The 26,506-nt window shown below is 67.2% G+C and carries 26 protein-coding genes; 11 read left to right on the plus strand and 15 right to left on the minus strand.

Annotated elements, in window-relative coordinates; translation table 11 throughout:
* Positions 1-113: 113 nt before the first annotated feature.
* Complete coding sequence (locus tag EV560_RS12665) at positions 114-2,507, minus strand: transketolase-like TK C-terminal-containing protein (protein ID WP_131856086.1); 2,394 nt, start codon at positions 2,505-2,507, stop codon at positions 114-116.
* A gap of 177 nt (positions 2,508-2,684) precedes the next feature.
* Between EV560_RS12665 and EV560_RS12670 the strand changes: the two genes are divergently transcribed.
* Positions 2,685-3,164: an Lrp/AsnC family transcriptional regulator gene (locus EV560_RS12670; protein WP_131856087.1), complete on the plus strand. Its 480-nt coding sequence runs from the start codon at positions 2,685-2,687 to the stop codon at positions 3,162-3,164.
* A gap of 124 nt (positions 3,165-3,288) precedes the next feature.
* Here the strand turns inward: EV560_RS12670 and EV560_RS12675 are convergent, their stop codons facing one another.
* Positions 3,289-3,636, minus strand: coding sequence for a hypothetical protein (locus EV560_RS12675; protein WP_165923436.1), 348 nt, complete (start codon positions 3,634-3,636; stop codon positions 3,289-3,291).
* 9 nt (positions 3,637-3,645) lie between these two features.
* Entirely contained in the window at positions 3,646-5,232 is a 1,587-nt protein-coding gene (locus tag EV560_RS12680; RefSeq protein WP_131856089.1) for a serine hydrolase, read from the minus strand.
* Positions 5,233-5,540: 308 nt separating this feature from the next.
* On the opposite strand from EV560_RS12680, the gene EV560_RS12685 reads away from it, so the two are divergent.
* The 3 genes from EV560_RS12685 to EV560_RS12695 are packed head-to-tail and all read left to right on the plus strand — an operon-like array spanning position 5,541 to position 7,277.
* Positions 5,541-6,149, plus strand: coding sequence for a hypothetical protein (locus EV560_RS12685; protein ID WP_131856090.1), 609 nt, complete (start codon positions 5,541-5,543; stop codon positions 6,147-6,149).
* Positions 6,146-6,712, plus strand: coding sequence for a hypothetical protein (locus tag EV560_RS12690; protein ID WP_131856091.1), 567 nt, complete (start codon positions 6,146-6,148; stop codon positions 6,710-6,712). The genes EV560_RS12685 and EV560_RS12690 overlap by 4 nt, the downstream gene beginning before the upstream one ends.
* Positions 6,705-7,277 (plus strand): hypothetical protein, encoded by a 573-nt coding sequence (locus EV560_RS12695; protein WP_131856092.1) that lies wholly within the window; start codon positions 6,705-6,707, stop codon positions 7,275-7,277. The genes EV560_RS12690 and EV560_RS12695 overlap by 8 nt, the downstream gene beginning before the upstream one ends.
* Here EV560_RS12695 and EV560_RS12700 read toward each other — a convergent pair.
* The 9 genes from EV560_RS12700 to EV560_RS12735 all read right to left on the minus strand — a co-directional run bounded on the left by EV560_RS12700 (position 7,225) and on the right by EV560_RS12735 (position 15,006).
* Complete coding sequence (locus EV560_RS12700; protein WP_131856093.1) at positions 7,225-8,538, minus strand: hypothetical protein; 1,314 nt, start codon at positions 8,536-8,538, stop codon at positions 7,225-7,227. The two genes, EV560_RS12695 and EV560_RS12700, sit on opposite strands and share 53 nt — an antisense overlap.
* A 61-nt stretch (positions 8,539-8,599) precedes the next feature.
* Positions 8,600-9,367: an ABC transporter ATP-binding protein gene (locus EV560_RS12705; protein ID WP_131856094.1), complete on the minus strand. Its 768-nt coding sequence runs from the start codon at positions 9,365-9,367 to the stop codon at positions 8,600-8,602.
* Entirely contained in the window at positions 9,364-10,377 is a 1,014-nt protein-coding gene (locus EV560_RS36030) for a FecCD family ABC transporter permease (RefSeq protein WP_207908006.1), read from the minus strand. Before EV560_RS36030 ends, EV560_RS12705 begins: the two co-directional genes overlap by 4 nt.
* 3 nt (positions 10,378-10,380) lie before the next feature.
* Positions 10,381-11,412 carry an iron ABC transporter substrate-binding protein gene (locus EV560_RS36035; RefSeq protein ID WP_207908007.1) on the minus strand — a complete coding sequence of 344 codons (1,032 nt, stop codon included), beginning with the start codon at positions 11,410-11,412 and terminating at the stop codon, positions 10,381-10,383.
* A complete protein-coding gene (locus EV560_RS12715) occupies positions 11,399-11,884 on the minus strand; it encodes an SAM-dependent methyltransferase (protein WP_131856095.1) in 486 nt (161 codons plus the stop codon). Before EV560_RS12715 ends, EV560_RS36035 begins: the two co-directional genes overlap by 14 nt.
* 15 nt (positions 11,885-11,899) lie before the next feature.
* Positions 11,900-12,700 (minus strand): molybdate ABC transporter substrate-binding protein, encoded by an 801-nt coding sequence (locus EV560_RS12720; protein ID WP_207908008.1) that lies wholly within the window; start codon positions 12,698-12,700, stop codon positions 11,900-11,902.
* Between the two features lie 4 nt (positions 12,701-12,704).
* A complete protein-coding gene (locus EV560_RS12725) occupies positions 12,705-13,583 on the minus strand; it encodes an ABC transporter substrate-binding protein (RefSeq protein WP_131856096.1) in 879 nt (292 codons plus the stop codon).
* Between the two features lie 32 nt (positions 13,584-13,615).
* Positions 13,616-14,338 carry an ATP-binding cassette domain-containing protein gene (locus EV560_RS12730; RefSeq protein ID WP_131856097.1) on the minus strand — a complete coding sequence of 241 codons (723 nt, stop codon included), beginning with the start codon at positions 14,336-14,338 and terminating at the stop codon, positions 13,616-13,618.
* Between the two features lie 5 nt (positions 14,339-14,343).
* The gene (locus tag EV560_RS12735; RefSeq protein ID WP_131856236.1) at positions 14,344-15,006 is read right to left on the minus strand and encodes an ABC transporter permease; all 663 of its coding nucleotides are present in this window, start codon (positions 15,004-15,006) and stop codon (positions 14,344-14,346) included.
* Positions 15,007-15,144: 138 nt separating this feature from the next.
* Here EV560_RS12735 and EV560_RS12740 point away from each other — a divergent pair, with 138 nt between their 5' ends.
* On the plus strand, positions 15,145-16,035 hold the full coding sequence (locus tag EV560_RS12740; protein ID WP_248312015.1) for a helix-turn-helix transcriptional regulator: 891 nt from the start codon (positions 15,145-15,147) through the stop codon (positions 16,033-16,035).
* A 268-nt stretch (positions 16,036-16,303) separates the two neighbouring features.
* On the opposite strand, the gene EV560_RS12745 is transcribed toward EV560_RS12740, so the two are convergent.
* Positions 16,304-17,437 carry a DSD1 family PLP-dependent enzyme gene (locus EV560_RS12745; RefSeq protein WP_131856099.1) on the minus strand — a complete coding sequence of 378 codons (1,134 nt, stop codon included), beginning with the start codon at positions 17,435-17,437 and terminating at the stop codon, positions 16,304-16,306.
* Positions 17,438-17,572: 135 nt separating this feature from the next.
* Here EV560_RS12745 and EV560_RS12750 point away from each other — a divergent pair, with 135 nt between their 5' ends.
* Positions 17,573-19,414 (plus strand): ABC transporter ATP-binding protein, encoded by a 1,842-nt coding sequence (locus EV560_RS12750; RefSeq protein WP_131856100.1) that lies wholly within the window; start codon positions 17,573-17,575, stop codon positions 19,412-19,414.
* A gap of 27 nt (positions 19,415-19,441) precedes the next feature.
* Here EV560_RS12750 and EV560_RS12755 read toward each other — a convergent pair whose 3' ends face one another.
* Both EV560_RS12755 and obgE read right to left on the minus strand, forming a co-directional pair.
* A complete protein-coding gene (locus EV560_RS12755) occupies positions 19,442-20,017 on the minus strand; it encodes an invasion associated locus B family protein (RefSeq protein ID WP_165923437.1) in 576 nt (191 codons plus the stop codon).
* Between the two features lie 217 nt (positions 20,018-20,234).
* Positions 20,235-21,284 carry a GTPase ObgE gene (gene obgE / locus EV560_RS12760; RefSeq protein ID WP_131856102.1) on the minus strand — a complete coding sequence of 350 codons (1,050 nt, stop codon included), beginning with the start codon at positions 21,282-21,284 and terminating at the stop codon, positions 20,235-20,237.
* A gap of 175 nt (positions 21,285-21,459) precedes the next feature.
* On the opposite strand from obgE, the gene EV560_RS12765 reads away from it, so the two are divergent.
* The 5 genes from EV560_RS12765 (at position 21,460) to EV560_RS12785 (ending at position 26,421) form a co-directional block, all read left to right on the plus strand.
* Positions 21,460-22,521 (plus strand): MaoC family dehydratase, encoded by a 1,062-nt coding sequence (locus tag EV560_RS12765; RefSeq protein ID WP_131856103.1) that lies wholly within the window; start codon positions 21,460-21,462, stop codon positions 22,519-22,521.
* 205 nt (positions 22,522-22,726) lie between these two features.
* Positions 22,727-23,122, plus strand: a complete 396-nt coding sequence (gene sdhC / locus EV560_RS12770) for a succinate dehydrogenase, cytochrome b556 subunit (RefSeq protein ID WP_248312016.1) — start codon at positions 22,727-22,729, stop codon at positions 23,120-23,122.
* A gap of 12 nt (positions 23,123-23,134) precedes the next feature.
* The gene (sdhD, locus tag EV560_RS12775; protein WP_248312017.1) at positions 23,135-23,527 is read left to right on the plus strand and encodes a succinate dehydrogenase, hydrophobic membrane anchor protein; all 393 of its coding nucleotides are present in this window, start codon (positions 23,135-23,137) and stop codon (positions 23,525-23,527) included.
* A 4-nt stretch (positions 23,528-23,531) separates the two neighbouring features.
* Positions 23,532-25,364 carry a succinate dehydrogenase flavoprotein subunit gene (sdhA, locus tag EV560_RS12780; RefSeq protein WP_131856105.1) on the plus strand — a complete coding sequence of 611 codons (1,833 nt, stop codon included), beginning with the start codon at positions 23,532-23,534 and terminating at the stop codon, positions 25,362-25,364.
* Between the two features lie 259 nt (positions 25,365-25,623).
* On the plus strand, positions 25,624-26,421 hold the full coding sequence (locus tag EV560_RS12785; protein WP_131856106.1) for a succinate dehydrogenase iron-sulfur subunit: 798 nt from the start codon (positions 25,624-25,626) through the stop codon (positions 26,419-26,421).
* Positions 26,422-26,506 lie beyond the last annotated feature (85 nt).

The raw sequence follows: 26,506 nt of genomic DNA on the forward strand, positions 1-26,506 counted from the left end.
TGCTGCGCAGATGCGGGACCGTCCCCAGAAAAGGGCGCCTTCTCGTCGCGCGGTCCCGTGTCTGCGCAGCGGCACTGCGTTGCCGCAGCGCGCACGGGGATGACCCCCTCGATCTACGGCAGCGCCTTCAAATAGCGCACCGGCCGTCCCGGCGCTGCCGCCTGGGCCGCATGCACGATCGCATTCGCGTCGATGCCGAAATGGCGGTAGAGGTCCGCCACCGTGCCGGTCTGGCCGAAATGCTCGACGCCGAGCGCCTTCTGGCGATGCCCATGGACGCTGCCGAGCCAGGCGAGCGTCGCCGGATGGCCGTCCAGTACCGAGACGATGCCGCAATCCCGGGAGAGCGGCGCCAGCAACCGCTCGATATGGCTCATCGCCCGATGGTTGCCGCGCTGGCGCGCCCGCTCGGCCGCCTGCCAGCCGGCATTGAGCCGGTCGGCCGAGGTGATCGCGAGCAGGCCGACATCGCGCCGGTCCTCACCGAGCAGGCCGACGGCCTCGATCGCCTCGGGCGCGACCGCGCCGGTATAGGCGACGACGACCGTCGCGTTCGGTCCCGGCTTGCGCAGCCAATAGGCGCCGTCGATGATGTCGCGCTCGAGCTCCGGTGTCATTTGCCGCTGCGGCTGCTCGACCTGCCGGGTCGAGAGGCGCAGGTAGACCGAGCCACCGGTCTCGTCGCGCAGCCAGGTGCGCTCGTCCGGATCGCCCTCGCCGTCCTTCTGCATGTATTCGAAGGACCAGCGCATCATCACGGCGAGCTCGTCGACGAAACCCGGCTCGAAGGCGCACAGGCCATCCTGGCTCATGCCGATCAGCGGCGTCGCGATCGACTGGTGCGCGCCGCCCTCAGGCGCCAGCGTCACGCCCGACGGCGTCGCCACCAGCATGAAGCGGGCATCCTGGTAGCAGGCATAGTTCAGCGCATCGAGACCGCGCGAGATGAATGGGTCGTAGAGCGTGCCGATCGGGATCAGCCGCTCGCCGAAGATCGAATGCGACAGGCCGAGCGCCGAGAGGTTGATGAACAGGTTCATTTCGGCGATGCCGAGCTCGATATGCTGGCCCTTCGGCGAGAACTCCCATTTCTGCATCGAGGGAATGCGCTCGTCCTTGAAGGTATCGGCCATCGAGGCATGCGCGAACAGGCCGCGCCGATTCACCCAGGGCCCGAGATTGGTCGAGACTGTGACGTCGGGCGCCGTGGTGACGATGCGGTCTGCGAGCGGCCCGCCGCTGCGCGCCAGTTCGTCCAGCACCTTGCCGAAGCCCATCTGCGTCGACATCACCGCCTGGATGCCGGCTTCGAGCTTGGCCGGGACCGGCAGGGTCGGGGCGCTCAGCCTGCGACGGCCTTCCGAGAAGAACGGCACCCTGTCGAGGAACGCGCGGATCTCGCTCTCCGGCAGGCCCAGGCCCTCGAACAGATCCCACTCATGACCGGGGCGGACCTTGTTGGCGGTCCTGAACCCGTCCATCTGCTCCTTGGTCATCAGCCCGGCATGATTGTCCTTGTGCCCGGCCAGCGGCAGGCCGAAGCCCTTGACGGTATAGGCGAGGAAGCAGACCGGCCGGTCATGGTCGATCGATTCGAAGGCCTCGAGGATCGAGGGCAGGTCATGGCCGCCGAGATTGCACATCAGCTTCGACAGCTCGGCATCGGACCGGCTCTCGATCAGCTTGCTCACCGGGCCCTGGTCGCCGAGATCGTCCATCAGGCGCTTGCGCCAGGCCGCGCCACCCTGGAAAGTCAGCGCCGAATAGAGCTGGTTCGGGCAGGAATCGATCCATTGCTTAAGCCGCTCGCCGCCCTTCTCCTTGAAGGCGGCCTGCTGCAGCGAGCCGTATTTCAGCGTCACGACATCCCAGCCGAAATTGCGGAACATCGTCTCGAAGCGGTCGTAAAGCCCTTCGCGGATGACGGCGTCGAGCGACTGGCGATTATAGTCGATCACCCACCAGGTGTTGCGGACGCCGTGCTTCCAGCCCTCCATCAGGGCCTCGAAGATATTGCCCTCGTCGAGCTCGGCATCGCCGATCAGCGAGACCATGCGCCCGTCCGGCCGGTTGCCGCCCCAGCCATGCGCCTTCACGTAATCCTGGGTCAGCGAGGAGAACAGCGTCTGCGCCACGCCGAGCCCGACCGAGCCGGTGGAGAAATCGACATCGTCGATATCCTTGGTGCGCGAGGGATAGCTCTGCGCGCCCTTGTAGCCGCGGAAATTCTCGAGCTTCTCGCGCGTCTGCAGGCCCATCAGGTAGTTGATGGCGTGGAAGATCGGCGAGGCATGCGGCTTCACCGCCACCCGGTCCTGCGGCTTCAGCGCCGCCATGTAGAGCGCCGTCATGATCGTCGCCAGCGAGGCTGAGGACGCCTGGTGCCCGCCCACCTTCATCCCGTCCTCGTTCGAACGGATGTGGTTGGCATTGTGGATCGTCCAGGAGGCGAGCCAGAGGATCTTCTTTTCCAGCTCGGCTAGGACCGGCAGGCGCGGATCGGACATGGATTTTCTCCCCGGAGCCTGTTCCGCAAAAGTGAGCGCCCTTTCGCGGGAAGAACATGCTCGACATATCGTTCCGCCGATCATGCATGGTTTTGCCGGCGATACCTGCCAAAGATCGGCGCGAGCGCTTCCACGCTTGGCGATTTTCGCTAATCTCGCGGTAGAAAGCGAGAGAATATGCCAGACCTCAAACTCGACGACATCGATCGCCGCATCGTCCAGGCTCTCCAGGCCGATGGCCGGATGAGCAACCAGGACCTCGCCGAGAAAGTGGGCCTGTCGCCCTCGCCCTGCGCCCGCCGGGTGCGGCTCCTGGAGGATGCCGGCGTGATCGAGGGCTATGTCGCGGTGGTCAACCAGGACAAGCTCGGCCTGCCGGTCTCGGTCTTCGCCTCGATCAAGCTGGAACGCCAGCGCGAGGAGGAGCTCGACCGCTTCGCCACCGCCGTCTCGCGCTGGCCGGAAGTCGCCGATTGCTACCTGATGACCGGGCCGCGCGACTATCTGCTCCGCATCATCGTCGCCGATCTCGCCGCCTATGAGCGCTTCCTCAAGGACAAGCTGACGCGGCTCGACAATATCGCCTCGATCGAGACCAGCTTCGCGCTCGGCAAGGTCAAGCGCTCCTTCGCCGTGCCGGTGACGCTGGCGAAATAGCACCCGCCGTCATGCTCGGACTTGTCCTGAGCATCCGCGCCTTGAACAGCGCGCTTCAAGAATGAAGACGTGGATGGTCGGCACAAGGCCGACCATGACGGAGAGAACCGAAAGAGCTACGCCTTCACCAGCCCCGCTGGCGCTTGATCATGTCCTTCTGGATCTCTTTCTGCTGCTTCCAGTAGGATTTCTGGTCCTGGCGCTGCATCTCTTGATAGTCGCGGATGCGTTCCTTGCGCGAGGTCGAGTTGCGGTAGTCGTTCCAGTCGTAATGGTCGTCATGGACGAAATCGTCCTCGCCATCGTCGCGGAACAGGTCGCGCAGGATCGAGCGGGCCGGCTCGGCCATGGGCTCGGTCCGCAAGGGAAGCACGGGCGAGGCTGCGGTGGCCGAGCCGCGGAAGACGAGTACGGCGAGAAGGGCCAGTGTCAGGACCAGGCTGAGTCGAATCATGCTGTGAACGCTCGTCATCGGACCCTCCTATTGCTCGGCTTGGCGGATGAAGAGATGCGGCAGCTCGGGGTTGATCCAGCGCAGCTGCGTGATCCGCCCGGCAAGGTCGCGCTCGAAGCGCATCTGGACGAAGGGCGTATCGCCGACGATCGCGACGATCTGCTCATAGCCACCGCTCGGCGAGAGCCGCGCCTGGAACAGATTCGGATCGTCCTTGTTCGCTTCGAGCAGCATGATCAGATCGGTTCGATCCAGCTTCGCCTGCAGCTTGCCGTCAACAGCCGAAACGGTCGCATCGCCCAGGACCGGCGAGACATAGGTGCCGGCAAAGGCGGCGGAGTTGGCCGGCATCGGTCCGACGACGAAACCCGCCTGCTCCTGCTTCTCCTGCTCGCGCTGCTTCTTCGACGAAGCGGCGGCCAGCGCGATATTGTCGACCGCCGGATTGCCGAGCACGCGATCGTAGAACCACAGCCCCAGCGCATCGGCCAGGCTCGGTCCGCCGATATTGCTCAGGATCACGATGCCGGTCTTGGCGTCGGGCAGGAACCCGACATGGGCGCCGAAGCCCGATGTGCCGCCATTGTGCCAGATCGCGCGGCCGTGCGGCGTCGCCATCGCCAGCCAGCCGACCGCATAGCTCATCCGCTCGTTGAGCGCGACGCGCGGCGTCCAGGTGACGTCAAGATTCTCCTCGGAGACGAGGACCTTCTCGGCGAACTGGCCGCGGCCGAGCTGCAGGCGCAGCCATTGCGCCATATCAGGCACGTTCGAGTTCAGCGCGCCCGCCGGCCCCAGCGCATAGGGAAAGGCGGCATGGAACGGGATCGGCACCGGCCTGTCGTCGAGCCTGTGCCCCGTGGCGTGGTTCGGCGCCTGCGCGATCGCCTCGGCCGTGCCCGTGGTCGCGCGCATGCCGAGCGGATCGAGCAAGGTCTTCCTGAGCGAATCGAACCAGGACGGCGCGCCATTGACTTTGGCGACGATCTCGCCGCCGGCCAGATGCGGAATATTGAGATAGCGGAAATCCGACCGGAAGATACCGGTCTGCGGCGCGACGCGCATCGAGCGGAACAGCGTCTCCTTGTCGAAGCCGAGAAAGGCGAGCCCGTCATTGACATAGGGCGTCAGGCCGCTGCGCTGGGCCGCGATGTCGAGGATCCGGAAATCGCGCGAGATGAACGGGTCCGAGAGCTGGAAAGCCGGCAAAAGGTCACTGACATGGTCGGTCCAACTCAGCTTGCCGGCATCCACAGCCTGGGCCAGCGTCGTCGCGAAGAAGGCCTTGGTGGTCGAGCCGACCTGGAAGAGCGTCTCGGGCGTGACGGGATCGGGCTTGCCGGCTTCCCTGACGCCAAAGCCCTTGCTGTAGATCAGCTTGTCATCGAAGACGATGCCGATGGCGACGCCGGGCACCGAGAGCGCGCTCATGCCCGCAGCGACCTGCTTTTCGAGATCTGGCAGCAACGCCTCGATCGCGGCCTGTGTCGGCTGCTGCGCCATCACCGGCGGGGCGGCCAGCACGGCGGCCACGGCAAGGCCGGCCGGCGCACAGAGCCGCGACATCTGGCGCAGCAGGTCATGACAATATCCACCGAACGAGATAGACGACATCGGCAACTCCGGAGCGGCAGGAACCGGGACATTATAGCCATGTAAGCTGCTAGGCTTGCTCGAAGCTTATCGCGCGCAGCATAGTCGAGGCCGCACGGGAATGAAGAGGCCCAACCGCCAAGACTTCGCCATCCCTAACGAACTCTTCCGAGATCAACCATCACACTCCAAGATGACGCGCGTATTATGCTGGGTGGGTCCGCGGCCGCATCTATGCGGCGGATCGATTTTGCTGGCTCCGCCACTCCCGCCAGATTCCGGCCATCGAATCGCGTAAAAGATCGGGCTCACGGCTTTGAACGGTCCGGATGCTTGGCTTTTCGCTGACTGCCCTTCGCCAGACGCTCTTCACCCGGCTTTCGGCCGGCATCGGCGGATTGCTGGCGCTCTGCCTGACGACGGTCCAGACGATCATCGCGGCCATGCCGCCGGATGCGTTGCCGAAGCTGCGCCCCGGCGAAACCATCGATGCCGGGCGCTGGCAGGTGGCGGTCCAGTCGGCCGTCGTCTCGACCCAGCCACGAGATGACGGCTATCGTCCGCCGCCGGGCATGAAGGCTCTCGCGGTCGATATCGACATCCTCAACCGCACCGCCGAGAGCAGCAATGTCTTCGGCCGGATCTTCACGATCGATCCGCCGATACCGGGCCTCAAGCCGGATCCCATCCACTATCTCATGCGCGATAGGACGATGCTCGCCGCGCTGCATCCCGGCCTGCCCGAACGCGTCCGCGTGATCTGGACCATGCCCAACCAGGCACCGATCCCGCCGAACCTGCGCCTGACCATCACGGCCGAGAGCTTCAAGCCGCGCGACAACCTGCTCGCCGCGCCGGGCTGGTTCAACCCAAAGGTGATCGCGGCAATCTCCCTGCCCCTGCACGAGGAATGGGGTGGCGGCGGAGGGGCGCCTTGATCCGCCTCCTCACCCGGCTGGCAGGCATCGTGATCGCGGCCGCGCTGCTCTTCGCGATGCAACGGACGACGCCCGGCTATAGCGAGATCACCGGGCCGATCCCCGTCTCGGGTGCGATGGGCCAGAGCATCGCCGCACGCGGCTTCAGCTTTCGGGCCGACAAGCTGATCCTCGCCGACCGCATTCGCTGGCGCGCCTATGGCCGCGACATCGAGCGCGACAGTTCCGGCCTCTGGGCCGTCGTCGTCGCGGAAATGGAGGGGCGCCCGGCCTCGGTGACGGCGAACGGCGCGCTTTGGCGCAGCGCCTCCGGCCGGCGCTACACGCCGAGCCAGCGGCTCGCCACTGCGCCGCGCCAGCTCGGCGCCAACCGGCTGGAGCCGGGCTTGCCGCAGCGCGGCCTCCTGATCTTCGAGATCCCGCGGGAGGAGGCGGATGATGCGACGCTGCTCGTCTCGCTGATCCGCTGGCCGCGGCTCGATTCGGAAATCAGGATGCCGCTCGCGCGCGACCGGACGGAGAGCACCGACGTCCTCGACCTTGACGGGCTGTTCGATGGCTGAGCCGGGCGTGGCGATGCCGAATCCGGAGCAGCGACGCTTCCGGCGACGCTGCCTTTGGGCCCTCGTCCTCGTTCTGCCCGCCGCCTTCGCCCTGCGCGGCTGGGACAACGTGCTGGAATGGTGGCACGGCAAGGACCTGTTCGAGCGCCGCATCGCCATTGACGGGGTCGGCCAGCTCGGCGGGGCCGACTGGCGCCTTATCAGCCTGCAGCGCGTCGCCGAGCGACCTGACGGGGCCGCGATCGTGCTGGCCGAGCTCGAGGCGGTGGTACGTGAGCCCGAGGCGCTGGCGCGCTTGCCGTGCCGCATCGCCGCGACCGACGCTCAGGGCCGGCGCTGGTTGCCGAGCTTTCTGCCGCCCTCGCAGGTGAGCCGCCTGCCAGCCCTGCGAAACAGGCCGGCCTCCTCCTGTGGACCCGCCATTGCCCAAAAAGCCAGGTCCGGCACCGTGCTCGCCATCCGGGAGAGCTTTGTCGTGCCGCGAGACGCCTTCGAATCGCTCGCCATCACGATCAGCCTGCCGGCTGGGCGTCCGCATTACCTTCGCTTTGCGCGGAATCCCTAACTTCTCCGTTTCGCGTCAGCCGCGCGCCGACAGCCTGTTCCATCACCGCGGCAAGCAGGCAGATCCGCAGCGCATCGACGACGATGCCACCGCGGATATCGCTCGGCCCTCCCAGCAGCAGCGCGATCGGGCTGGCGAGCGCCTGCCAGGTCGTCAGGTCATGCGGGCCGATCAGGCGGCTGAGGCCGATCCAGGCCCAGGCGCCGCCCCAGCCGATCGCACGATAGAGCACGATCAGCCCGAGCAGCACGGGCAAGCTCGCCCCGAAGGCCAGCCGCACGCTGTTGACCACCGGCACATAGCGCGAGCGATAGCCGGAGACGAAGTGGTCGATGAAATCACGCAGGAAACGCGGCAGGGCGGAATAGCGCGACAGCGCGCTGCTGATCCGCCGGTGCTTCGTCAGCGGCGCGGCCTCGCTCATGTCGCAGCCGTAGATCACGGCCGCCATCAGCAGCCAGACCAGCGGCAGCAGCGCATAGAGTAGCAGGCTCTGGGCGCTCGCGGCCAGCGGCGGCTCCGCCAACTCGACCGGCACGGGCGTGGCCGCCAAGGCTGTCGAGATCCACGAGGACAGCAGGTCGCGGGTGAAGATCAGGTAGGGTATCGGCCCGCCCGCCGCGAGCCAGGCCCAGGCCGCATCCTTCCAGCGCGACAGCACGTAGAGGCCGACGAAGACCCAGTTGGCGTCGCAGATCACGATCACGAATTGCCCGATCGGTCGCGAGCCGCGCGCCCGCATCGCCTTGGCGAAGCGCCGCACCACCCAGGACAGCGCGATCGAAGCGAAGAGCCATTGCGAATCCGGAATGTCGAGGATCACGGCGCGCTCGCCGAACGGGCGCATGTCGAGCGCCAGCAGCGAATATTCCCGCACCGTATCGCCCAGAAAGCCCCAGGCGGCGTAATAGGCGAAGAAGGGGATGATCGCGATGGCGATCAGTGCATAGACCGCGCGCGATCCGCCTTGCGGCATCGCGCCGGCCGAGGGCGCCGGGCCACCGCCCGGCTGCAGCGTCGCGACGGCCGGCATGTAGGGCCGCAGCGCCAGGAACATCAGCACGACGACGACGAGCTTCGTCAGCACGACGAGCGAGAGCACCGCGAGGCCGGCGAGACCATTGACGAAGCCGGCCTGGACAGCAGCCGGCAGCAGGAGGTCGTTGGCGATCGCGCCGCAGGCCGCGATCAGCAGAAGCTGAGGCCAGCATTGCCGCCAGAGCCGCACGGCCAAGGCCAGGAGATCGTAGAGTTCACGCATCCAGAGCTCGTCGAATCCGCGGCGATTATACCGATCCGGCCCGGATTGGCACCCGGCGCAATCAATGCCCCGGCAGGAAGGCGACGCGCCCCTCTGTATCGCGCACCGTCTCGATCGCGACGCCGTAGAGCTCCGCCAGGCGCTCGGGGATCAGCAGCTCCGCCGCGCTGCCTGCGGCGATGGCCTGCCCGTTGCGGATCATCAGCACATGGTCGGCATAGCGCAGCGCCTGGTTCGGGTCGTGCGTGGTGAAGAGGATGCCGAGCCCCTCGGCCGCGAGCCTGGTGATCTCGACCATGACCTTGCCCTGGTTGCCGAAATCGAGGCTCGCCGTCGGCTCGTCGAGGATGATGTAGCGCGGCTCCTGCGCCAGCGCCCGTGCGATCAGCACAAGCTGGCGCTCGCCGCCCGAGATCTGCGTGTAGGGGCGCTGCGCGAGTCTGGCGACGCCGAGCCGCTCCAGCATCGCCATCGCGATCGCGCGGTCATGGGCGGAGGGCGCGGCGAAAAGGCCGCCATGCGCGGTCCGGCCCATCAGCACGACGGTGAAGACCGAGAAGGCGAAGGTTCCGGCATGGGCCTGCGGCACGTAGCCGAGCGCCCGGGCCCGCTCGGCCACGGAAAGCGCCGCGAGCGGAGCACCGTCGAGTGCAAGCTCCCCGCCTTGCGGCGGCAGCAGGCCGAGCAGGGTCTTGAGCAAGGTCGTCTTGCCGCTGCCGTTCGGCCCGAGCAGAGCGAGCACCTCGCCCGGCTTGAGCTCGAGCCCGATCTCGCGGCCGATCTGGCGCTCGGGATAGCCGTAGGACAGGCCGCATGCGCTCAGGCTCACGACCAGCCTCCGCGCGCCGAGGCCAGGAGCCAGATGAAGAAGGGCGTGCCGATCACCGCCGTCAGGATGCCGAGCGGCGTCTCGACCGGGCCGACGGTGCGCGCCAGCGTATCGATGATCAGCAGGTAGCCGCCGCCCAGGATCGCAGCGGTCGGCACCAGCCGGCCGAAATCCGGCCCGACCAGGAAACGCGCCAGATGCGGCACCACGAGCCCGACCCAGCCGATGATCCCGGCCGCCGCCACGCTCGCCGCCGTCACCAGGGTCGCCGCCGCGACGATCGCAACCCGCAGCGGCCCGGTACTGAGCCCGAGCGCACGCGCTTCCTCCTCCGGCAGCGACATCGCATTCATGCGCCAGCGCAGCGCGACCAGCACCGCCGAGCCGAGCAGAACCGGACCGAGCAGCGGCACGAGATCGGGCTTCGCCGTGCCGGCAAGGCTGCCGAGCAGCCAGAAGGTCATGGCCGGAAGCTGGTTGTAGGGGTCGGCCCAATATTTCACGAGCCCGATCCCGGCGCCGAGCAACGAGCCCACGACGACGCCGGTCAGCACCAGGACCAGCACCGGATCGCCACGGCGAAGGCCGGAGCCGATCGCATAGACGGCCCCGACCGCGACCAGCCCGCCGGCGAAGGCTGCAAACTGGATGCCGATAATGCCAAGCGAGAAATAGATGCCGATCACGGCGCCGAGCGCCGCGCCGGAGGAGGCGCCGAGGATATCGGGCGAGACCAGCGGGTTGCGGAACAGGCCCTGGAAGGCCGTACCCGCCACCGCCAGCGCCGCGCCGCAAAGCAGGGCCGCGATCACGCGCGGCCCGCGAATATTCCAGATCACCGTCTCGACCTGTGGCGGCAGGCCGGATGCCTGCCCGGTGAGGCCTGCCCAGATCAGTCGCCCGAGCTCACCGGGCCCGACCGGAAAGCGCCCGAGCCCGAAGGCGAGCAACACCGCCAGCGCCAGCAATCCGAAAGCGATCAGGTTTCCGCGCAGGGAGGATGGCGGCAAGGCTCAAGCCCGTCCGGAGAGGATGCGGTCGAGCTGCGCCTCGCTCGGCGTCACCTGATAGAACAGCGTGTGGAACTCGCGCGCCAGCGGCCGGATATCCTCCGGGAACTCGGCCGGGTACAGGATCTTGGCCAGCCACCACAGCCCGATCATGCGGTTGACCGAAGGCGGGAAATCGACCCAGCCGAAGGGCAGCTTCGGTGAGAGGTGGATGCGCCCGTCACGCACCGCCCTGACCTCGGCCCAGGCCGGATCGGTCCGCACAGTCTCGGCGAAGCTCTGGTCGATGGTGACGATCACATCCGGATTCCATGCCAGCACCTGCTCCAGCGAGACCTGGGCCAGGCCGTTACCGGGCGTGTCCGCGACATTGCGCGCGCCGACAAAGGTGAGCGTCTCGACATTGATCGAGCCGCCGAGCCCGGTCTCCAGGCCGCGCGGCCCGCGCGCATAATAGACGGATGGCCGCCGCTCGGCCGGTATCCGCGCGATCCGCTGCACGATCGTGCCCATCGTGGTCTCGCACCAGCGCGCCAGCGCCTCGGCCCGCTCGCTGCGGCCGAGCAGCTGGCCGAGGATGCGGTAGCTCGCCGGAATCTGGTCGAAGCGCCCGTCGAGCAAGGCATAGGGAATGCCGGTCTGCTCCTGGACCCGCGTCGCGAGATCGACATAGGTGCGCCCGGTCGAGCCGGCATCGACGATCAGATCGGGCTTCAGGCTCAGCACCGCTTCGAGATTGGCGCTGTTGCCGCGCCCGGTAATGCGGCCGACCTCGGGCTTGTCGCCGACGCCCGGCAGCAGGAATTCGCGCTCCTCCGGCCGATTGGCGCGCGGCCAGCCGAGCAAAAGGTCCGGCGCCAGCGTGTAGAGCACGATCGCCGCCGGCGGCCCGGCCGGAAAGACCCGCTCGACTCTGGCGGGAATCGCGACCTCGCGCCCGGCGCCGTCGCGCACCGTGGCGGCCCGCGCGATTCGCGGCATGACGATGCTCGCGGCCATGCCGCCAAGGACGAGGCGGCGGTCAGGCATGGGCATGGTTGCGCTCCGTCGAGGCCTGCGCGTTTGGGCAACGGTTCGGCTTGATATCGATCAGCGGCGTGCCGTCCAGGCAATCGAGCCCGCGCACGATCAGCACGCCTGGCTCGACGCCGACCAGCCGCACCCGCGACACCGCAATGGGGTTGGGCCTGACCGGCGAGCGCAGCGAAAAGGTCCCGAAGGTCTCGGCCCCCGATTTCGGGTTCTGGGTCAGCAGGTCGCGCCGGGCCTGATGCATCCAGTAGAGCAGGTCGAGATGCCCGAAAGCCTCGATCCCGGCCAGGGCCGGCCAGAATGGCGCGTCGAGTTCGGCGCGGCAGAGCGGACCATTCTCGGGATCGCCCTGCTTCGGGCATTGGTCGCGTGTGGCGAAAGACGTACGCAGCCTGCCGATGAAGACGAGATGCGCATCCTGCCGCTCCGGCAAGGGAGAGGCGGTCTCGCCCGGTCGCAATGCCCACCAATCCATTGCCAGCCTCGTAAATTAGCGCCCGAGCAGCGGCGCGGCGAAACCGTGCTTCGCCAGAATCTCCTGCCCCGTGCGCGAGAGGATGAACATGGCGAGCTTGTAGCCGTTTGGCGAGGCCCCGTTCAGCACGGTCAGGCCATAGTCGGCGCCGACCGAAAGCTCCGGCGGCAGGCGGACCAGCCTGATATCGGGCTGCTCCTGCCCGAGTGGCTGGGCATTGGTGCAATAGGCCAGGAAGAGATCGGCCGCGCCGCTCGCAAGCTTGTGACCATAGACGTTGGCGCCCTCTGGCGCCGGCACGCTGCCCGGCCCTCCCGTGAGCTGCAGCGCCTTGGCTTCGAGCGCCGCCTTCGCGCCGGGTTTCACAGCCTCCGCCCGGGCGAAGACCGCAAAGGCGTAATCGCCGGACGGATCGGCCTTCGGGGTCGAGGTGCCGAGCTTCACCATGGGATCGAGCATGGCCTCCAGCAAAGTCTCGGAGGTGACGGAAAGCCCCGGCCGGGCGAAGACGCAAAGCTCGTTACGGGCGAACAGAACCACCGGCCCGCCGAGCCCCTCGCGCGCCAGGGCCTGTGGATTGCCGAGATCGGCCGAGGTGAAGACCTCCGCCGCCTCGCCCTTCTCGATGCGCTCGCGCAGCAGGCCGGATGCCCCGAAGACCGGCTTCACAACGATCTTCGTCTGCGCCTCGAAAGCCTGCGCCATCTCGGTCAGCGCCGCCTTCAGGCTGCCGGCGGAATGGAGCAGGACGGTCTCCTGCGCAGCGGCCGCCTGCGCCATCAGCCCAACCACCCCGGCAACGAGCAGGCGGCGCACGGCATCACGCGCCGGCCTGCGCCGCGTTGGGGAAGAAGAGCTGCTGCCCGTCGATCTTGTAGTCGGCGATCGCCTTCTGCCCTTCCGGACTCGTCAGCCAGTCGACGAAGAGTTTTCCGTCATTGAACTTCACATGCGGATGCTTGGCGGGATTCACCGACATCACGCCGTACTGGTTGAACAGGCGCTTGTCGCCCTCGACCGAGATCACGAGATCGCCGCGATTCTTGAACGAGAGCCAGGTGCCGCGGTCGGAGAGCACATAGGCGCCCATCGCGCCGGCGGTATTGAGGGCAGCCCCCATGCCCTGGCCGATCTCGCGATACCAGGGCCCCTTCTTCGCATCGAGATCGACGCCGGCCGCCTTCCAGAGCGCGAGCTCGGCAATATGCGTGCCGGACTTGTCGCCGCGCGAGACGAAGGGCGCGCCCTTCTCCTGGATCTTGACCAGGGCGGCCGCGATGTCCTTGCTGCCGGCAATACCCGCCGGATCGGCTTTCGGGCCGATCAGCACGAAATCATTGTACATCACCGGCTTGCGCTCGAGCGAAAAGCCCTCCTCGACGAATTTCAGCTCAGCCGCCCGCGCATGCACGAAGACGACATCGGCATCACCGCGCCGGCCAGTGTCGAGCGCCTGGCCGGTGCCCTGCGAGATGACGCGGACCTCGATCCCGGTCTTCGCCTTGAACAGCGGCAGGATATGGCCGAACAGGCCGGAATCCTGCGTCGAGGTCGTGGACGCGACCGTGATGAACCGCGTCTCGCTCGGCGTGGTCGTCGCAGCCGGAGGCGATGCGGCGGGCGTCTGCGCGAAGGCGAGACCGGCCAACCCGGCCGAGAAGCCGGCGGCGAGCAGAAGGCGGCGGTCGATCAGGGTCATGGACGTCTCCTCGGTTCTTGTTGTGGAACGGGTCACCAGATCAGTTCGCCAGCGAGGAAGGCGCGGGCCTCTTCGGCCTGCGGCCCGGCGAAGAATTCGGCGGCATCGCGATCCTCGACCAGCCGGCCGCGGTGCAGGAACAGCACGCGCCTGGCAAGGCGCCTGGCCTGGCCGAGATCATGGGTCGACATCATCACCGTGATGCCCTCGGCGACGAGCCCGGCGAGCAATTCCTCGATCTGCCGTGTCGCGGCCGGGTCGAGCTGCGAGGTCGGCTCGTCCAGGAAGAGCAGCTCCGGCCGTAGCGCCCAGGCGCGCGCGATCGCGAGCCGCTGCTGCTCGCCGCCGGACAGGAGCCGCGCCGGCTGCGTGGCGCGCTCGCTCAGGCCGAAACGGGCGAGCGCCTCGCCGCAGCGCTGCCGGCGCTCCGCCCCGGCCAGGCCGGCAGCCGCCAGCGCATGCGTGACATTGGCCTCGACTGAGCGCCTGAGCATGATCGGCTTCTGGAAGACCATGGCATGGCGCTTGATCCCACCCGCGCCGCTATAGGCCCAGCGGACACTGCCCGCGCTCGGCTCGAGCAATCCATGGCAGAGCCTGAGCACGAGCGATTTGCCGGCACCGTTCGGGCCGAGTAGCACGGTGAGCCCACCGGCAGGAATAGTGAAGCTCACCGCATCGATCAGCAGGCGGCCTTCGCCCTGGAACGAGGCGTTCTCGACACGCAGCGGCAGGATCGAGGCCGTGTCACGCATGGCGCTCACCCGGCATAGCGCGCGCCGACGCGGCTCGCGCCGAAGGCGACGGCGTTGATCATCAGCGTCAGCACGATCAGCACCAGGCCGAGCCCAAGCGCCAGCGCCAGGTCACCTTTCGAGGTCTCCAGCGTGATCGCCGTGGTCATCGTGCGCGTGTAGCCGGCGATATTGCCGCCGACGACCAGCACTGCCCCGACCTCGGCGCTCGCCCGGCCGAAACCGGCGAGCAGCGCCGTCGCCAGCGCGAAGCGCCCGTCCCAGAGCAGGGTTGGGATGGCGCGAAGGCCCTCCAGCCCGACCGAGCGGAGGTGGTCGCGATATTCCGCCCAGAGATCCTCGACGATCTGCCTGGTGAGCGCGATCACGATCGGCACGACGAGAATGACCTGCGCGACGATCATTGCCGTCGGCGTGAACAGCAGGCCAAGCGGGCCGAGCGGACCGGAGCGCGACAGCAGCAGGAAGACGACCAGCCCCGCGACAACCGGTGGCAGGCCCATCATCGCATTGAGGCAGACGATCACGGCCGGGCGCCCGGGAAAGCGCGAGAGCGCCAGCGCGGCTCCAAGCGGCAGGCCGATCAGCGCCGCGATGAACACGGCGGTCAGCGTCACCCGCAGCGACAGCGAGACGATCGCCAGGAAGGTCGGGTCCAACCCCACCATCAGCGCGAAGGCCGCCTGAAAGATCGCTCCGAAATCCACCCGCGCATCCCCGTGCAGGGCATTGCAAACACTTGTGATTTCTAGAATTCAATGCGACAAAAAGCTAATCTGGGAACGAGCGCAGGAATTCGCAGAACTGTGCAGGAACACATCTACCTCACGACCGAAGAGGCGGCCGCCTATCTCCGGCTGAAGGAGCGCAAGCTCTATGAATTGGTGGCGCATGGCGCCGTGCCCTGCACCAAGGTCAGCGGCAAATGGCTTTTCCCGCGCGCCGCGCTCGACCGCTGGCTCGAGGCCGGGCTCAGCCGCCCCGAGGGCCTGCGGGCGATCGATCCGCCGCCGATCGTCGGTGGCAGCCAGGATTCGCTGCTGGAGATCGCGGTGCGCGAATCCGGCTGCGGCTATGCGCTGCTGGCAGAAGGGTCGCAGGCCGGGCTCGACCGGTTGCTGCGCAACGAGGTCGCCATCGCCGCGGTCCATCTCCATGCCACGCCGGACGATGATGCGGCCAATATCGTCGCGATCCGCAGTTCGGTCGCGCTGCATGATGCGGTGGTGATCGCTTTCGCCAGGCGCGAGCAGGGGCTCCTCGTCCAGCCCGACAACCCGCTCGGTCTCTCCGGCATTGCCTCGGCCATCGAGAAGCGCGCCCGTTTCGCCCGCCGCCAGCAGGGCGCTGGCGCGCAGTTGCTGCTGCTCAGCCTGATCGCCCGCGCCGAGATCCCGCCGAGCGCGATGGTGGTGTCCGACAGCATCTCGGCCACCGGCCAGGATCTGGCGCTCGCCATCCGCACCGGCCGCGCCGATTGCGGCATCGCCTCGCGCGCCATCGCGACCGCCTTCGGCCTCGCCTTCCTGCCGCTGGTCTGGGAGCATGTCGATCTGGTGATGCGGCGGCGGACCTATTTCGAGCCCGGCCCGCAAAAGCTGCTCGCCTGGATGCGCGGCGAAGCAATGGCGGCGCGGGCGCGTGAACTGGGCGGCTATGATCTGGCGATGAGCGGGGCGGTGCGGCTCAATCGTTAGGCCTGCTGCCCTTCTCCCACCGATCTCGGGCTTGCCCGAGATCGGCAATCCCGAGTGTCGAAGTCGGCAGCAGTCGACTTCGATGCGGGAGAAGGTGGCTCGGCGAAGCCGAGACGGATGAGGGGTCGCACTGCCCTCTCAAGGTCTGATTGCGATGACGGATGCCGCGCGAGCAGAGCGTGACGCTTCCCCGGAGCAGGCCGAGGCTACGCGTCGTCCGGTCGAGCGGGGTCGCGAGATAGAGCGCGAGCCCCGCGAAGATCATGCCTCAGGTCAGGGCGCCGCGCCCCGCCACCGGCCAGACCGCCTCGACATGGGCGTCCGGGCCGTGCAGTCCGCGCACGCAGACATACCAGTCGTGCAGGTTCACCGTCGGGTCGCAATGGCCGGGAACCAGCAGCACCTTGTCGCCGCGATGCGGCAGCGCGACCGGGTCGCCCGTCAGCACGCCATGCTCGTCGGAGGGCTTCGTGTAGACGACGCCCTCGCGCTGCCATGGTGTCGGCAGGCCGGAATCGACCGCCGCCGCCTTGTGGCCGGCATCGACCACGGCGCGGTCGGGAACCGTCTTGCTCATCACGCCGGTCACGATGAAGAGCGCGTGCTCGAAGGTCCTGAACGGCGTGCCGTCGGCCTGGCGGTTACGGGCGTAATCGGCGTCCATGAAGATGTAGGAGCCGGCCTGGATCTCGTTCCAGATGCCCGACTGGCTCTCGATCTCATGCGTGCCGGTGCCGGCGCCGCTGATCACCTCGCAGCTCAACCCGGCCTGCGCCAGCCGCTCCGCCGTGTTGCGGGCGAGCAGACCGGCGCGCTCGATCGCCTCGCGACGCTCGTCGATCGAACGCATGTGCTGGGCCGCACCGTGATAGGCCTGCAGGCCGGCGAAACGCAGCGTGTTGCTGCGTGCCACCGTCTCGGCGATCCTGACCGCCTCGCCCGGCGCCACCCCGCAGCGCCGACCGCCGACATCGAGTTCGACCAGGATATCGAGGACGACATCATGGCGGGCCGCGGCCTCGGCCGCCTCGCGCACGCCCTCCGGGTGGTCGACGCAGAGCCCGATCTTGGCGCTGCGCGCGAGCTTGGCCAGCCGGTCGAGCTTGCCCGGGCCGACGATCTCGTTCGTCACCAGCACGTCGCCGACGCCGCCATTCACCAGGACCTCGGCTTCCGAAACCTTCTGGCAGCATTGCCCGACCGCGCCATGGGCGATCTGCAGCAGCGCGATCTGCGGGCTCTTATGCGTTTTGGCATGCGGCCGCAGCCTGACGCCATGGGCCTGGGTGAAGGCCGCCATGGCGACGAGGTTCCGCTCGAAGGCATCGAGATCGAGGATGAGGGCGGGGGTGTCGATCTCGGCGAAGCTTTGTCCCGGCTGCGCCGGCGGCGATAATGACATGGGCGCTCATATTCTGGTGAATCAGTTGCGGCTATCGGACGTCAGCATCGTGTCGCAAGCAAGACCGGGATGCGGCAACCAGCCTCGCGGCCACGCCAGTGGCATAAACCGAGCCGCCATGGTAGGCCGCGCGCCATGAAGCTCGGCCGCGTCACTGACGACACCCTCGCGCTCTTCGCCCGCGTCTGGCGCGAACGCATCAGCGCCTACCTCCCGCAAATGGCGATGATCCTCGGCCTCGTCATCGTCATCGCGGCGACGACGAGCTTCTATCCGATCCTGATCAAGGCGGCCTTCGACGCCTTCGCCGACCCGCTGACGGCGGAATCGACCGGTTTCGTCCGCCGTGCCGAGCGGCTGGTCTCCAAGTCGATCGACATCGAGATCGGCGTGGTCAATGCCGTCGCGATCGTCGTGGTCATCGTCACCGCGATTAAGGGCTTCTCGCTGCTGGCGCAGACGGTGATGACCAACAGCGTCGTCAGCCGGATCGAGGCCGACATGCAGACCGCGCTCTACGCGCATCTGATCGATGCCGATCTCGCCCAGCTCCAGCGCGAGAACCCGGCTTCCCTCACCCAGCGCTTCACCACAGATTTCACCTTCGTCAAGGAAGCGCTGACCCGGATCATCAACATCGCCGTGCGCGATGTGGTGACGGCGATCGCGCTGGTCGGCGCCATGCTCTGGATCGACTGGCAGATGACGCTGGTCGTGCTGCTGATCGCGCCGATCGTCGCCCGGCCGATCGGCCGCATCGGCAAGAAGCTGCGCCGCATGGCGCTGTCGCAGCAGGAGCAGACGGGCATCATGGCCGGGCTCGTCACCGAGAGCCTGCAGGGCGCCCGCGTCGCCAAGACCGATTCGCTCGAGCCCTATCTCAAGTCCCGCGCCGCCCAGGCGTTCGAGACCATCCGCACGCTGAAGATGAAGGCGGCCAATGCCCGCGGCCGGCTCGACCCGCTGCTCGAGGTCGCGGGCGGCATCGCGGTCGCGGGCGTGCTGGCCGCGATCGGGGTGCGCATCACCTCCGGCAGTTCGACGGTCGGCGATTTCACCGGCTATGTCTCGGCGCTGCTGCTGGCGGCGCAGCCGATGCGCTCGCTCGGCAATCTCAACGCCATCGTCCAGGAGGCCGGCGCCTCGCTGAAGCGCTATTACGCGCTGATCGACGAGAAGCCGCTGATCACCGAGCGGCCCGACGCCAGGCCCCTCGAAATCCGCAATGGCGAGGTCGCCTTCCGCCATCTCCGCTTTCGCTATCGCGACGAGGCCCGCGCGCTCGAAGGCATCGATCTCGTCGCACAGGGCGGCAAGATGACGGCGCTGGTCGGCCGCTCCGGCTCCGGCAAGTCGACCCTGCTCGCCCTGGTGCCACGCCTCTACGATCCGACCGATGGGCGCATCGAGATCGATGGCCAGGACCTGCGCGACGTCACGCTGGCGAGCCTGCGCGCCCAGGTCGGCGTCGTCAGCCAGGATGTCGTGCTCTTCGACGACACGGTGCGCGCCAATATCGCCTTCGGCCGGCCCGGCGCGAGCGAGGACGAGATCGTCGCGGCAGCCAAGGGCGCCGCCGCCCATGATTTCATCATGGCGATGCCGGAAGGCTATGATTCACAGGTCGGCGAGCGCGGCTCGAAACTCTCGGGCGGCGAGCGCCAGCGCATCGCGATTGCCCGCGCCATCCTCAAGGACGCGCCGATCCTCCTGCTCGACGAGGCGACGAGCGCGCTCGACACCGAGTCCGAGCGCCTTGTCCAGCAGGCCCTGGCGCGGCTGATGAAGAACCGCACGACGCTGGTGATCGCCCACCGGCTCTCAACCGTGCGCGAGGCCGACCTCATCGTCGTGCTCGAGGAGGGCAGGATCGTCGAGACCGGCAGCCATGACGCGCTGCTCGCGCATGACGGCACCTATGCCCGCCTGCACCGGCTGCAATTCGCCGAAGGCCCGTCCTACTCGGAAGGGCTCTGAAGGCCCCTCCGCCTGAGACCGCCGAGATCAGGGCTCGCGTGCCAGCGCATCCGCCGCGGCGGCAAAACCGCGGAACGAGAAGGGCAGCGCCACCGGGCGGCCGGCCGCATCGAGATAGCGCAGCTGGCCGGCCTCGCTATAGGCGCGCCAGCGCTTCAGCAGATCCTCGGTCAGGTTGACCTCGCCGAAGCAGCCGCCGGGCAGGCAACGCTGGAACGGGGCGAGCGTGCCCTCGTCCTTCTCGCCCAGCGCGGCGCGCACGCCGGCATTGTTGCCGAGTGTCACGTTCGGCGCGACCTGGATCACCAGCTTGTAGGGCTCGTTGCGGCTCGGCCGGCCGATCGCGATCAGTGCGACCGGCGCGCGCTGGCCCTGGTTGGTCACCAGCGTCTGCACCATCTCGCAGACCCGTGTGCCGACGCCCTGCTGGCAGCGATAGGTCCAGTCGCCATAGCTCGCCGTCGTATTATCGGGCTGGGAGACGCTGCCGGGCCCGGCTTGCGACGCCTGAGCGTTTGCGGCGGGCCGCTGCGCCTGTGCGAAAGCCGGCGCGCCGAGGGCCAGGGCGAAAAGGACAGTAAGTGACGTAATCGTAGGCTTCACGAGAGTATCCATCCCTTTGACTGCGGCGCGGCGAGCGCGCTTTCCGTCCGGCTGGAATCAGCCGAGCGATAAGAATTCGCGCAAGATCGATATCTTGAGCATGTTCTTATCGCAAAAGTGCGTGCCACTTTTGCGGAACATGCTCTAAGAGCGTTTCGCGCGAGACCGTGCAAGGCTTTCTATACAGCGCCGAGAACGGCCGTTCACACCCCCTGAATCATGGGCGCCAGCCGCTTTCCACCGTCGGGGCCTCGTCCCTCGCCTCTTCCGCCCGCGCCTCCTCGACAATGGCGAAGAGCGCGCGCAGGGCGGCGTCTACACCCTCGCCCGAAGCCGAGGACAGCACGATCGGCGCGCGCTTGGCGGCCCGCTTCAGCCGCGCGACCTGTTCCTTCAGCAGCTCGGGGCTGAGCGCATCGGCCTTCGACAGCGCCACGATCTCCGGCTTCTCGTCGAGCCCCTCGCCATAGGCGGCGAGTTCCTGGCGCACGGTCTTGTAGGCCTTGCCGGCATGCTCACTGGTGCCCTCGACCAGATGCAGCAGCACGCGGCAGCGCTCGACATGGCCGAGGAAACGGTCGCCGAGGCCATGGCCCTCATGCGCGCCCTCGATCAGCCCGGGAATATCGGCGAGCACCATCTCGCGCCCGTCGACCCGGACCACGCCGAGCCCGGGATGCAGCGTCGTGAACGGATAATCGGCGATCTTCGGCTTGGCCGCGGTCACGGTCGCCAGGAAGGTCGACTTGCCGGCATTGGGCAGGCCGACCAGCCCGGCATCGGCGATCAGCTTCAGACGCAGCCAGACCCAGCGCTCCTCGCCCGGCAGGCCGGGATTGGCATGGCGCGGCGCCTGGTTGGTCGCGGTCTTGAAATAGGCATTGCCGAAGCCGCCATTGCCGCCCTTGCACAGCACGAAGCGCTGGCCCGGTTCGGTGAGATCCGCGATCAGCGTCTCGCCCTCGTCGTCGGCATCGAAGATCTGCGTGCCCGGCGGCACCTTCAGCACCAGCGGCGGGCCATTGGCGCCGTGCCGGTCCTTGCCCATGCCGTGCTCGCCGATCTTGGCCTTGAAGTGCTGCTGGAAGCGGAAATCGATCAGCGTGTTCAGCCCCTGCACGCATTCGACGACGATATCGCCGCCGCGCCCGCCATCGCCGCCATTGGGCCCGCCGAACTCGATGAATTTTTCGCGGCGGAACGAGACGCAGCCGGCGCCGCCGTCACCCGCCTTCACATAGATCTTGGACTGGTCGAGGAATTTCATGCTGTCTCAGTAATCGCAGGCGAACAGCAGGGCAATGCGCCGCGCGGCGACGCCGACATGCAGCCCATGAGCCGCCGCCCCGGCTCCACCCCCTATCGTCGACGCTGAGAAGACTGGACGCCCCGCACTTCGCCAACGCACAATCGCATTCCGACTGGCCCGAATGAGCGTCCCCATGTCCGAGATCGCGTCCAAGACCAGCACCGGCCGTTTCTTCGAAGATTTCAAGCTCGGCGAGACCATCGTGCACGCGACGCCGCGCACCGTCCGCGCCGGCGATGGGCCGCTTTATACGGCGCTCTACGGCACGCGCTTCGCCGTGCAGTCCTCCGATGCCTTTGCGCAGGCGGTGGGCTACCCGGCCGCGCCGGTCGACGATCTCCTGGTCTTCCATATCGTCTTCGGCAAGACCGTGCCGGATGTCTCGCTCAACGCCGTCGCCAATCTCGGCTATGCCGATGGCCGCTTCCTGCGGCCGGTCTATCCGGGCGATACGCTGGTCACGACCTCCGAGGTCATCGGCCTGAAGCAGACCTCGGCCGGCGATGCCGGCATCGTCTATGTCCGTTCGATCGGCCGCAACCAGGATGGCGAGATCGTCCTGAGCTATGCGCGCTGGGTTTTGGTGCGCAAGCGCCGGCCCGGCTCGCCGGCCCATGCAGAGCAGGTGCCGGAGCTGCCGAAGAGCGTGCTGCCGGAGCAACTCGGCGAGAGCTGCCCGCCGCTCGATCTCGCCGCCTATGACGACGGCCTGGCCGGCTCATCCTTCCGCTGGGGCGACTACACGGTCGGCGAACGTATCGACCATGTCGACGGGGTCACGGTCGAGGAGGCCGAGCATCAGCTCGCGACGAGACTCTACCAGAACACCGCCAAAATCCATTTCGATGCCTATGCCGCGCGCGAGACCCGCTTCGGCAAGCGCCTGATCTATGGCGGCCATGTCATCAGCCTGGCGCGGGCGCTCTCCTTCAACGGGCTCGGCAACGCCTTCCATATTGCCGCAATCAATGGCGGCCGGCATGTCGCGCCGCTCTTTGCGGGCGATACGGTTTTTGCCTGGAGCGAAGTGCTGGAGGCGGCCGAGCTTCCGGGCCGGCAGGATGTCGGCGCGCTCAGGCTGAGGCTGGTCGCGACCAAGAACCGGCCCTGCGGCGAGTTCCCGCTGCGCCTGGGTGACGGCTATGCCGATGGCGTGATCCTCGATTTCGATTATTGGGCGCTGTTGCCGCGCTGAGATCGGCACCGCGCACTGGCCTTCCGGCCGGACCATGCCATATCGCCAGAAGTGAGTTACAAATTACAAAATCTGTATCCTGTAACTGCGCCTGGAGCATGCCGCGTTGCAGCACGAGGCCAGTTTCGCTAGAGAGCCAATCACTCTAGAACCGTCCCAAATGGGACAGGGCCCTCTGCCCGGGCCTGCAGATCGGGAGCTCAACTTGGCCGAGGTCAAACCGGCGGCACGCCCGCTTTCGCCGCATCTGCAGATCTACCGCTGGTCCTGGACCATGGCGATGTCGATCGCCCATCGCGCCACCGGCTCGGCGCTCTATGCCGGCACCGTGCTGATCGCCGCCTGGCTGATCGCTGCTGCCTCCGGCCCCGCGGCCTATGAGACCGCGCAGGCGATCGCCGGCTCGATCCTCGGCCGGCTCGTGCTCTTCGGATATTCTTTCGTGCTGCTGCACCACATGGTCGGCGGCCTGCGCCATTTCGTCTGGGATACGGGCCGGGGCTACGATCCCGAAACCCGCATGAAACTGGCGAAATACAGCGTCTTCGTCTCCGGCGGGCTGACGATCCTGCTCTGGATCATCGTGCTGGCGGCCGGCTGAGGAGTTTCTGTCATGCTGTCCAACTCCTCCATGCGCACCCCGCTCGGCCGCGTCCGCGGCCTGGGTTCGGCGAAATCCGGCACCGGCCATTTCTGGCTGCAGCGCGTCACCGCCGTCTCCAACCTCATACTGGCCATCATCTTCCTTGGCCTGGTGATCTCCCTGATCGGCAAGCCCTATGCGGCCGCCGTCGCGACCCTGTCGAATCCGCTGGTCGCGATCCTGATGCTGCTCTTCGTGCTCTCCGGAGCGATCCATATGCGGCTCGGCATGCAGGTGATCATCGAGGACTACGTCCATGACGAGGGTCTCAAGATCGCCGCCGTGATCGGCAATACCTTCTTCGCGATCGCGATCGGCGCGGCCTGCGCCTTCGCGCTCCTGAAACTCTCGTTCGGAGGCTGATCCCATGGCGATCACCCGCTCCCGCCCGGTGCCGGCTTATACCGGCCAGGCCTACCAGATCACCGACCACACCTTCGACGTCGTGGTCGTCGGCGCTGGCGGCGCCGGGCTCCGCGCCACGGTCGGCTGCTCGCAGGCCGGGCTGAAGACCGCCTGTATCTCGAAAGTGTTCCCGACGCGCTCGCACACGGTCGCCGCCCAAGGCGGCGTCGCCGCCTCGCTCGGCAATATGGGCAAGGACACCTGGCAGTGGCACATGTACGACACCGTCAAGGGGTCGGACTGGCTCGGTGACCAGGACGCGATCGAATATCTCGTGCGCAACGCACCGGCGGCCGTCTACGAGCTCGAGCACTGGGGCGTGCCCTTCTCGCGCACCGAGGACGGCAAGATCTACCAGCGCCCATTCGGCGGCATGACCACCGAATTCGGCAACGGCCCGGCGGCTCAGCGCACCTGCGCGGCGGCCGACCGCACCGGCCACGCCATGCTGCACACGCTCTACGGCCAGGCGCTGCGCTACAATACCGAGTTCTTCATCGAGTATTTCGCCATCGACCTGATCATGGACGAGGATGGCAAGTGCCGCGGCGTGATCGCGCTCAAGCTCGATGACGGCACGCTGCACCGTTTCCGCTCGCAAATGACCATCCTGGCGACGGGCGGTTACGGGCGCTCCTATTTCTCGGCGACCTCGGCCCATACCTGCACCGGCGACGGCGGCGGCATGGTGCTGCGCGCCGGCCTGCCGCTGCAGGACATGGAGTTCGTGCAGTTCCACCCGACCGGCATCTACGGCTCCGGCTGCCTGATCACCGAGGGTGCGCGCGGCGAGGGCGGCTACCTGACCAATTCCGAGGGCGAGCGCTTCATGGAGCGCTACGCCCCCTCGGCCAAGGATCTCGCCTCGCGCGACGTCGTCTCACGCTCGATGACGATGGAGATCCGGGCCGGCCGCGGCGTCGGCAAGAACAAGGACCACATCTACCTGCATCTCGACCATCTCGACCCGAAGATCCTGCACGAGCGCCTGCCCGGCATCTCGGAGAGCGCCAAGATCTTCGCCGGCGTCGACGTCACCCGCGAGCCGATCCCGGTGATCCCGACCGTGCATTACAACATGGGCGGCATCCCGACGAACTTCCACGGCGAGGTTCTGACCAAGGTCGACGGCAATCCCGACGCGGTGGTGCCCGGGCTGATGGCGATCGGCGAGGCGGCCTGCGTCTCCGTCCATGGCGCCAACCGCCTCGGCTCCAACTCGCTGATCGACCTCGTCGTCTTCGGCCGGGCCGCGGGCCTGCGCTGCGCCGAGATCGTGACGCCGGGCGAGAAGCAGGCCGAGCTGCCGGCCAATTCCGCCGATCTCTCGCTCACCCGCCTCGAGCGTTACCGCAACGCTTCCGGCGGCACGCCGACGGCGGTGCTGCGCGACAAGATGCAGCGGACGATGCAGGACAACTGCGCCGTCTACCGCACCGGCGAGACGCTGGAAGAAGGCCACAAGCAGATCCACGAGGTCTGGGCCGGCATCCAGGATATCGGGACGACCGACCGCTCGCTGATCTGGAACTCGGACCTGATCGAGACGCTCGAATTCGAGAACCTGATCACCCAGGCGGTGGTGACGATGGATTCGGCGCTGCAGCGCCCGGAGAGCCGCGGCGCGCATGCCCGCGAGGATTATCCGGACCGGGACGACAAGGACTGGATGAAGCACACGCTCGCCTGGATCGACGATTCCAAGCGCACGGTCACGCTCGACGACCGGCCGGTGCACACCTACACGATGTCGAACGACATCGAGTACATCAAGCCGAAGGCGCGGGTGTATTGAGAGCTTCGATGCCCGGTTCGGCGATCATGAAGACGACCTGGAAGCAACCAGCTGGAGCTGCGTTGACCAGTGTTTGATTCCAGGCTTCATGCGACGGTTCCAATCGCCAGGCCGGGAACGATGATGTTCGCGCTGATGCAAGCCCACGGCATCGCCCCGCTCGGGGTCATGGAAGACACCATGACCGGGCATGGTCGCTTGCAATCCCTGACATTCTTGGGCCGAAAGGCCCCGTCCACCGAGCCCTCGGCGAGGTCCCATGGCTGAATTCACGCTCCCGCAGAACTCCCGCCTGACCGAGGGCAAGACCTGGCCGAAGCCGGCCGGCTCGCACAAGCTCACCGAGTTCAAGATTTATCGCTGGGATCCGGATACCGGCGCCAATCCGCGCACCGACACCTATTATGTCAATCGCGACGATTGCGGCCCGATGGTGCTGGACGCGCTGATCTGGATCAAGAACAAGGTCGACCCGACGCTGACCTTCCGGCGCTCCTGCCGCGAGGGCATCTGCGGCTCCTGCGCCATGAACATGGACGGCAAGAACGGGCTCGCCTGCACGACCGGCATCGACGAGTGCGGCGGCAAGGGCAAGAGTTCGGGCAAGGTCGCGATCTACCCGCTGCCGCATATGCCGGTGATCAAGGATCTCGTGCCTGACCTCACCCGCTTCTACGCCCAGCATGCCTCGATCGAGCCCTGGCTGAAGACCACGACGCCGGCGCCGGAGAAGGAATGGCGTCAGGCCAAGGATGATCGCGAGAAGCTCGACGGGCTCTACGAATGCATCCTCTGCGCCTGCTGCTCGACCTCCTGCCCGAGCTATTGGTGGAACGGTGACCGCTATCTCGGTCCGGCCGCGCTGCTGCAGGCCTATCGTTGGCTGATCGATAGCCGCGACGAGGCGACCGGCGAGCGTCTCGACAATCTCGAGGACCCCTTCCGGCTCTATCGCTGCCACACCATCATGAACTGCGCGAATGCCTGCCCGAAGGGCCTGAACCCGGCCAAGGCGATCGCGGAAGTCAAGAAGATGATGGTGGCCCGTCAGGTCTGAGACGCCTGTCATTGCGAGCGTAGCGAAGCAATCCAGCATCGAGCTTGTGGATTCCGGATTGCTTCGTCGCCATGCTTCGCGCGAC

Origin of the sequence: Allobosea sp. BK604 (genome assembly GCF_004341515.1) — a bacterium.
Classification (GTDB): domain Bacteria; phylum Pseudomonadota; class Alphaproteobacteria; order Rhizobiales; family Beijerinckiaceae; genus Allobosea.

Coding starts and splice junctions, on each gene's coding strand:
- EV560_RS12665 (WP_131856086.1), bottom strand. CDS start 2,507: ATGTCCGATCCGCGCCTGCCGGTCCTAGCCGAGCTGGAAAAGAAGATC.
- EV560_RS12670 (WP_131856087.1), top strand. CDS start 2,685: ATGCCAGACCTCAAACTCGACGACATCGATCGCCGCATCGTCCAGGCT.
- EV560_RS12675 (WP_165923436.1), bottom strand. CDS start 3,636: ATGACGAGCGTTCACAGCATGATTCGACTCAGCCTGGTCCTGACACTG.
- EV560_RS12680 (WP_131856089.1), bottom strand. CDS start 5,232: ATGTCGTCTATCTCGTTCGGTGGATATTGTCATGACCTGCTGCGCCAG.
- EV560_RS12685 (WP_131856090.1), top strand. CDS start 5,541: ATGCTTGGCTTTTCGCTGACTGCCCTTCGCCAGACGCTCTTCACCCGG.
- EV560_RS12695 (WP_131856092.1), top strand. CDS start 6,705: ATGGCTGAGCCGGGCGTGGCGATGCCGAATCCGGAGCAGCGACGCTTC.
- EV560_RS12700 (WP_131856093.1), bottom strand. CDS start 8,538: ATGCGTGAACTCTACGATCTCCTGGCCTTGGCCGTGCGGCTCTGGCGG.
- EV560_RS36035 (WP_207908007.1), bottom strand. CDS start 11,412: ATGCCCATGCCTGACCGCCGCCTCGTCCTTGGCGGCATGGCCGCGAGC.
- EV560_RS12715 (WP_131856095.1), bottom strand. CDS start 11,884: ATGGATTGGTGGGCATTGCGACCGGGCGAGACCGCCTCTCCCTTGCCG.
- EV560_RS12725 (WP_131856096.1), bottom strand. CDS start 13,583: ATGACCCTGATCGACCGCCGCCTTCTGCTCGCCGCCGGCTTCTCGGCC.
- EV560_RS12730 (WP_131856097.1), bottom strand. CDS start 14,338: ATGCGTGACACGGCCTCGATCCTGCCGCTGCGTGTCGAGAACGCCTCG.
- EV560_RS12735 (WP_131856236.1), bottom strand. CDS start 15,006: ATGGTGGGGTTGGACCCGACCTTCCTGGCGATCGTCTCGCTGTCGCTG.
- EV560_RS12745 (WP_131856099.1), bottom strand. CDS start 17,437: ATGTCATTATCGCCGCCGGCGCAGCCGGGACAAAGCTTCGCCGAGATC.
- EV560_RS12750 (WP_131856100.1), top strand. CDS start 17,573: ATGAAGCTCGGCCGCGTCACTGACGACACCCTCGCGCTCTTCGCCCGC.
- obgE (WP_131856102.1), bottom strand. CDS start 21,284: ATGAAATTCCTCGACCAGTCCAAGATCTATGTGAAGGCGGGTGACGGC.
- EV560_RS12765 (WP_131856103.1), top strand. CDS start 21,460: ATGTCCGAGATCGCGTCCAAGACCAGCACCGGCCGTTTCTTCGAAGAT.
- sdhD (WP_248312017.1), top strand. CDS start 23,135: ATGCTGTCCAACTCCTCCATGCGCACCCCGCTCGGCCGCGTCCGCGGC.
- sdhA (WP_131856105.1), top strand. CDS start 23,532: ATGGCGATCACCCGCTCCCGCCCGGTGCCGGCTTATACCGGCCAGGCC.
- EV560_RS12785 (WP_131856106.1), top strand. CDS start 25,624: ATGGCTGAATTCACGCTCCCGCAGAACTCCCGCCTGACCGAGGGCAAG.